This is a genomic window from Peptostreptococcus anaerobius VPI 4330 = DSM 2949 (genome assembly GCF_000381525.1).
Classification (GTDB): domain Bacteria; phylum Bacillota; class Clostridia; order Peptostreptococcales; family Peptostreptococcaceae; genus Peptostreptococcus; species Peptostreptococcus anaerobius.
The window spans coordinates 1-5,365 of sequence record NZ_KB906606.1 but is presented as its reverse complement, the minus strand read 5'-3'; the positions used below and the strand labels follow the sequence as shown (position 1 = coordinate 5,365).

7 protein-coding genes are annotated in these 5,365 nt (G+C 36.6%); 2 read left to right on the top strand and 5 right to left on the bottom strand.

The window, feature by feature from the left end; genetic code table 11:
• Window positions 1-320 precede the first annotated feature (320 nt).
• From F823_RS0100785 to F823_RS0100765, 5 genes are all read right to left on the bottom strand, one after another.
• A complete protein-coding gene (locus F823_RS0100785; protein ID WP_002846674.1) occupies window positions 321-512 on the bottom strand; it encodes a transcriptional regulator in 192 nt (63 codons plus the stop codon).
• A 40-nt stretch (window positions 513-552) separates the two neighbouring features.
• Window positions 553-768, bottom strand: a complete 216-nt coding sequence (locus tag F823_RS0100780) for a barstar family protein (protein ID WP_002846673.1) — start codon at window positions 766-768, stop codon at window positions 553-555.
• Window positions 768-1,019, bottom strand: a complete 252-nt coding sequence (locus F823_RS0100775; RefSeq protein ID WP_019595256.1) for a ribonuclease domain-containing protein — start codon at window positions 1,017-1,019, stop codon at window positions 768-770. Before F823_RS0100775 ends, F823_RS0100780 begins: the two co-directional genes overlap by 1 nt.
• Window positions 1,020-1,142: 123 nt before the next feature.
• A complete protein-coding gene (locus tag F823_RS0100770) occupies window positions 1,143-2,717 on the bottom strand; it encodes a protein adenylyltransferase SelO (RefSeq protein ID WP_002846671.1) in 1,575 nt (524 codons plus the stop codon).
• Between the two features lie 16 nt (window positions 2,718-2,733).
• Entirely contained in the window at window positions 2,734-3,213 is a 480-nt protein-coding gene (locus F823_RS0100765; protein ID WP_002842518.1) for an NUDIX hydrolase, read from the bottom strand.
• A 204-nt stretch (window positions 3,214-3,417) separates the two neighbouring features.
• Between F823_RS0100765 and F823_RS0100760 the strand changes: the two genes are divergently transcribed.
• On the top strand, window positions 3,418-3,903 hold the full coding sequence (locus tag F823_RS0100760) for a MarR family winged helix-turn-helix transcriptional regulator (protein ID WP_002842570.1): 486 nt from the start codon (window positions 3,418-3,420) through the stop codon (window positions 3,901-3,903).
• Window positions 3,884-5,257, top strand: a complete 1,374-nt coding sequence (locus F823_RS0100755) for an MATE family efflux transporter (RefSeq protein WP_002842567.1) — start codon at window positions 3,884-3,886, stop codon at window positions 5,255-5,257. Before F823_RS0100760 ends, F823_RS0100755 begins: the two co-directional genes overlap by 20 nt.
• Window positions 5,258-5,365 lie beyond the last annotated feature (108 nt).

Here is a 5,365-nt window from a genome sequence, read left to right as displayed (position 1 = left end):
AGACCTCACGGGATAAGTCGTCAGTCTTTCCTCGTCTACCTGCCTAATTTACTTACATAAGTTACGTTTGCCTTTTGGACTTCGTGACTTTGAGCCCACTCATCCTTTATGTAAGCCTTTATATTAGGTTTCTGTACGTCAGGCTACGATTTTGCTATTGCTTCTTCTCGCCATCACCTCACGGTGATAACCTTGCAAGTTGCTATGAGGTTCGTCGGTAACTACGCCCTACGTGGACTTTCACCACAGACTGACGGCATGCCCGTCATACTCAAAAAACCTAGTCAGGACTGAGTCCCAACTAGGTTTTTTTACTTTAACTATTCAACTATCAATTCTTGAACATCTATATCCAAGACCCTAGCCAATTCTCCTAATAATATGTCATCCAGCATACTAGGATTATTGTTTTCTAAAATCTCAGATACTTCTTCATCGCTAATATTCAAGGCTGCTCCTAGAAGTCCTATATCAAGACCCCTATCTTCCATTATATTTTTTATATCCAACATAATATCACCTTAATAAAATATTTTAAATTTATAACTAGGCCTATCTAGTCAGCATATCTTCTATTAGTTCTTGCATCTCCATTTGAACCTTGCCACCCTTGATTACTTCTATATCTAAATCCTTGTAAGACTTGATTTCATCATGTAGTGCATCTAAATTATATCCATATTCATCCCCAAAATTTAGTTCCTTAGCCATAAATTCATGGAACTCTTCTAAACTATTTATCTTGTTAAAGTCAACTATTAATTTCACTATTCATCCTCCTCATACAATTTTTCAAACGTCTTATAGTGGTCACCAGTATAATAAATCAATCCGTCATTTGAAAATATTATCCTCTTTGGCCCTCTCTGGCTAACTTCCCTCTCCTTCGATGAAACATTACTCTTTTGTGAATCCGTAAGATTCTGAGAGCATCCTGTTGCCATTGTGACAACAAGTAACAAGATCATCAAGTAGGAAATAGCCCTTCTAAACTTTTCCATAATCACTTTAGTATTCACTTTTTTTCCTCCTCTAACCTAGAGCTATACTATAGACTATTCTACCATAAATGGAGTATTTATTATATACATATTGTATATATCTTGTATTTCATAGTGTATATGTGTCCTATATCATGGCTCCTATGTACCACAATATGTCCTATAAGTAAGTGGTGTTGAAATATCTTTTTTCACCAACTTTATATTGACTTGATTTAATTCGTATGGGTTTTTAAGGGCACTTGCAAGTTCAATTAGTTCTGACAAGTCACCACCGTTTTCAAGACCGCTTATAATATCTTCTACCAATCTGTTTCTAGCTATAATCACAGGATTGTTTTGTTTCATCAAATTCTTATAGTCGTTTTCTTTTGCCCTTGATTTTTGTATGTCTAGGCTTCTCCTAGAGTCAAGCTTGTCCTTCCAAGCCTTGAACTCATCTGACTCAAATAAGTTTTTTATTCCTGTAAGTTCCCTGTAATCTAGCTCATCATAGGTCATTGCAAGGAATGTATTTGTATAGTCTGCTTCATACTTTTCAAGCATAGTCAGTAGTTCAAATAGTAACCTACTATCATCTTCTTCACTACCGTATATACCTATTTTCTTTTTTAGCTTATCAAACCAGAATGAGTGAAATATCAAGTGGAACTTCTCTAACTCTTTTTTCGCTATGTTAAGGCCCTTTTCATGATTTTGGTCAAACAAATCAACAAGACTATGGGCTAGCCATGATAGGTTCCAAGCCCCTATTGTAGGCTGGTTCTTATAGGCATACCTACCAGCCTTATCGATTGAGCTATATACTGTGTCCAGCCTGTAAGTGTCCATAAAGGCACATGGTCCATAGTCTATAGTCTGACCTGATATAGCCATATTATCCGTATTCATGACTCCATGGATAAATCCTACAGACATCCAATCAGCTATTAACTTGGCCTGTCTATTCAAAACTCGTCTGAAAAATTCTATGTATATATTTGAACTAGATGATTTGTTTTCATCATCTAAAATATCCCTATAGTGTCTCTTAATTGAGTAATCTGCCAAGTCTTTGACCATATCTTTGCCACCAGTTTGTTCAGCAAACTGGAATGTTCCAACCCTTATATGGGAATCTGCTATCCTAGTTAAGACTGCCCCCTTTTCTCTTTTGTACCTAAACACATCTTCGCCAGTCAAACAAATCGCAAGACTCCTTGTTGTAGCTATGCCCAATCCAGCCATAGCCTCGCTTATAAGATATTCTCTGACCATAGGACCTAGACTTGCCTTGCCATCTCCTCCTCTTGAGTAGATAGTCCTTCCAGAACCCTTCAACTGTATATCTACTAGTTTGTCGCCTTCTTCAAGCTCTCCTAGGAGAATTGCCCTGCCATCACCTAGCATATTTAGATAGCCAAACTGGTGACCCATGTAGGCCTGTGCTATAGGCTCTGTCCCCTTAATTTTATTTTTCCCAGTCAAGACCAAGGCCATATCCTTGCTATATAGTAGCTTTGGATCAAGACCCATATCCTTGGCAAGATCTTCATTTACAAGTAGGGTACTTACACCGCCCTTCTTACTCAAATTGGCATCCCTTGACCTAGAATCCAGATCTTTATCTATTAATTTTTCTAACTTATCCATATCACACTCGCCCAACCAAACCCTATCTAAAAGATCACTGTAAAGTTCCTTGGGCAAGCCCCTATATGTATTTTTTAATCTCATACTATTCCTTTCTAGACTATATCAAGTCCTTCCTGTACTCAAGCTTATCAGACATGAGCACGTCATCCTTGTAGTCGAGTGTAAGGTATATCTTGTCTTCACCAAGCCCCTTACCCTCTCTTAACAACCTGTGGAATATCCTGTCACCATCCCATATATTGAGGTCTTCTATCTTGTCTATATCTACCCAAGCTAGGTCTCCTTCATCGCATATTTTTTGGCTACCAGAGAAGTCTTGGCATGTAAACAAATACATATCTTCTGGTGGGTTGTTATTGTACTTAAATACCACCACTCCCCTAAATATACAATCATGAGCATCGTATCCAGTTTCTTCCTTAATTTCTCTTACTATACCCTGAGCTGGAGTTTCGTCTTCTTCAAGCTTACCACCAACACCTATCCATTTGCCTTTATTGACATCCACCTCTTTTTTGGTCCTGTGAAGCATCAAATACTTCCCATCCCTTATTAGGTAACATAATGTAAATTTCATAATAACCTCCCAAAATGTGACTATATATTTTGATTATACCATAATATACATCCATATAAACTTTTTAGTTGACATAACAACTAAAAAGATATATACTCTTATATAGTTGTCATATCAACTAAATAGGAGTTTCATAAATACATTATCCAATATAAGACTCTTAAGTCTATTTTTAATATAACAATATAAAAAGAGGTGGTACTTATGATAAAAAAAACCAATATAAGCATGGAAACAATAAAAGAATCTGCCAAAATAAGTCCTAGTAGAATAATTTCTCTCCTATACAGAAAGGGACAGGTTTATAAAAACATCCATCTGAAAGATTTGAATATTACAAGTTCGGAACAGCCCTTTATAATAACTATATATTTAAATGAGGGTGTATCTCAAGAATATTTATCAAGTTATTTGAATATAGACAAGGCTTCCACAGCAAGAGCCATACAGTCCCTAATAAAAAAGGGTATGGTGGAAAAGATTAGGTGTCAACACGACAAAAGACAAAATAAGATATACCTAACCGACAAGTGTATAGAAATAATAGAGCCCATGCATTACATATTGGAGTCATGGGTAGACATACTAACCTATGATATGACACCAGAAGAAAAAAATTTAGCCTATGACTATTTAAATAGAATGGCAAATAATGTAGAAAGGATATTTAATGGAACAAACAAGAGATAAAATACAGATAAATAACCCACTAGGTTATGAAAAAATTTCTAAATTACTATATCAGTTTTCTATTCCTGCTATTATTGGCATGATGGTTAATGCCCTATATAATGTAGTAGATAGAATGTTCATTGGTAATGCGCCAGATTTGGGTGCAAATGGATTAGCTGGAATAACAATTTCATTTCCAGCTATGATTATAACCCTTGCTATAGGAATACTGTTCGGTCAAGGTGGTGCAACAGTTTTTTCAATAAGTTTGGGTCAGGGAAAAATCGATAAGGCAGAAAAATCAATAGGAAATGCAGTAGCTATGCTCATAATTGTAGGATCCGTGATAACAATTCTTGGAGAAGTATTTCTAAAGCCCCTTATGACAGTCTTTGGAGCAAGTGAGGCTGTCCTTCCATACTCAATGGAATATATGAGAATAATTTTTATGGGAACTATTTTCCAAGTCCTTGGTATGGGATTTAATAATTTTTTGAGAGCCAGTGGTGAACCTAAACTTGCTATGATAACTATGTTTGTAGGGGCTGGTATAAACATTTTACTTGATCCTTTATTTATATTTGTTTTCAAGATGGGAATGAGTGGAGCTGCTACAGCAACTGTAATATCTCAGATTGTATCTCTTGTCTGGTCTGCAAGCCACTTCCTAAAAAAGGATGCCCCTCATAGACTAAGAATAGAAAATATGAAAATCGTTCCCGAAATATCTAAGGAAGTATTAATGTTGGGATTACCAGGCTTTATGCTTCAGTTAGCAACTAGTGTGCTTAACCTTATACTAAATACCTATCTTGCAAGATATGGTGGCGACATAGCTATCTCTGGCATGGGTATTATCAACTCCATACAGATGCTGATGATCATGCCTATAATAGGTCTAAACCAAGGTCTACAACCTATTGTAAGCTTTAACTACGGAGCAAAGAACTACACAAGGGTAAGGCAAGCTGCAACTGCATCTATCATAGTTGCCACAATAATATCCTTCTCAGGATTTCTTCTCGCCATGTTTGGAACACGTGCGTTAGTCGGACTATTTAATAGACAAGAAAATCTGATGAACTTCGGAGTAATGGCCCTGAGAATTTGGATAATGTGTCTTCCAGTCGTAGGTTTCCAGATAGTTGGATCCAACTTCTTCCAAGCTATAGGAAAACCAAAAATAGCCATGTTGCTTACATTAACTAGACAAGTTATAATATTGATGCCTGCTATAATTATATTCTCTAAAATTGCAGGTCTAAATGGTATTCTATATTCAGCCCCGTTTGCAGACTTGAGCTCAGCAATACTAACATCAACATTCTTCTTTAGTTTTATGAAAAAATTGAAAAATACCCCCGCAAATTAGGAAATCTTCCATATTAAATCATGACCACCCGTCCAACGGGTGGTTTGCACACGGGCTATAAGCCCAAGGGTTACCGGCCAGCGTCTAAAGGCGCTGGCTTTCACTCTG

What these genes read in the sequence shown, in the direction of transcription:
- F823_RS0100785 (WP_002846674.1), bottom strand. Translation starts at nt 512, where the DNA reads ATGTTGGATATAAAAAATATAATGGAAGATAGGGGTCTTGATATAGGA.
- F823_RS0100770 (WP_002846671.1), bottom strand. Translation starts at nt 2,717, where the DNA reads ATGAGATTAAAAAATACATATAGGGGCTTGCCCAAGGAACTTTACAGT.
- F823_RS0100765 (WP_002842518.1), bottom strand. Translation starts at nt 3,213, where the DNA reads ATGAAATTTACATTATGTTACCTAATAAGGGATGGGAAGTATTTGATG.
- F823_RS0100760 (WP_002842570.1), top strand. Translation starts at nt 3,418, where the DNA reads ATGATAAAAAAAACCAATATAAGCATGGAAACAATAAAAGAATCTGCC.
- F823_RS0100755 (WP_002842567.1), top strand. Translation starts at nt 3,884, where the DNA reads ATGGAACAAACAAGAGATAAAATACAGATAAATAACCCACTAGGTTAT.